This window comes from Neobacillus niacini, from assembly GCF_000759675.1.
Lineage (GTDB): Bacteria > Bacillota > Bacilli > Bacillales > Cytobacillaceae > Neobacillus > Neobacillus niacini_A.
Window position 1 is genome coordinate 1 of record NZ_BAWM01000097.1, and the last position, 708, is coordinate 708.

The following is a 708-nucleotide window of genomic DNA, read 5'->3' on the forward strand; positions in this document are numbered from 1 at the left end:
CATTTTGTTACGTTGGCTTAGCTTTTATAAAAAGCTAAAAAATTGTTTGTTGACGTTCTTGTTTGTTTAGTTTTCAAAGAACAAGACTACCACTTGAAATTATCCAGGTTATAACATCAACAAAACGTTGAGTAATAACTAATTCATATCAAAGGTATTTTTGGAGCGGGTGATGAGAATCGAACTCACAACATCAGCTTGGAAGGCTGAGGTTTTACCACTAAACTACACCCGCATATAAAATTTCGAATGGTCGGGAAGACAGGATTCGAACCTGCGACCCCTTGGTCCCAAACCAAGTGCTCTACCAAGCTGAGCTACTTCCCGTAAAATATGGCGCGCCCGAAAGGAGTCGAACCCATAACCTTCTGATCCGTAGTCAGACACTCTATCCAATTGAGCTACGGGCGCAAACTTTTAAAGTCAACTTTTACATTGTATCAAACTAAGTTTGATGTGTCAACATTTTTTTTGGTGCGGCCGAGAGGACTTGAACCTCCACGGGGTTGCCCCCACTAGGCCCTCAACCTAGCGCGTCTGCCATTCCGCCACGACCGCATACGTTTTAGCGACATTTATAATCATATCAGATTATAAACGGTTTTTCAAGAGTTAATAATTGGTTGGTGCGGGTGAAGGGAGTCGAACCCCCACGCCTTGCGGCGCCAGATCCTAAGTCTGGTGCGTCTGCCAATTCCGCCACACCCG

The 708-nt window shown here is 44.5% G+C and carries 4 tRNA genes; all 4 read right to left on the minus strand.

The features are described 5' to 3' along the window. Nucleotides 1–161: 161 nt before the first annotated feature. The 4 genes from TR08_RS21930 to TR08_RS21945 all read right to left on the minus strand — a co-directional run bounded on the left by TR08_RS21930 (nucleotide 162) and on the right by TR08_RS21945 (nucleotide 558). Nucleotides 162–235 (minus strand) — tRNA-Gly (locus TR08_RS21930). A 15-nt stretch (nucleotides 236–250) separates the two neighbouring features. Further along, nucleotides 251–327 (minus strand) — tRNA-Pro (locus TR08_RS21935). A 7-nt stretch (nucleotides 328–334) separates the two neighbouring features. Further along, nucleotides 335–411: transfer RNA gene (locus TR08_RS21940), tRNA-Arg, on the minus strand. A 61-nt stretch (nucleotides 412–472) separates the two neighbouring features. Beyond that, nucleotides 473–558: transfer RNA gene (locus TR08_RS21945), tRNA-Leu, on the minus strand. Between the last annotated feature and the right edge of the window lie 150 nt (nucleotides 559–708).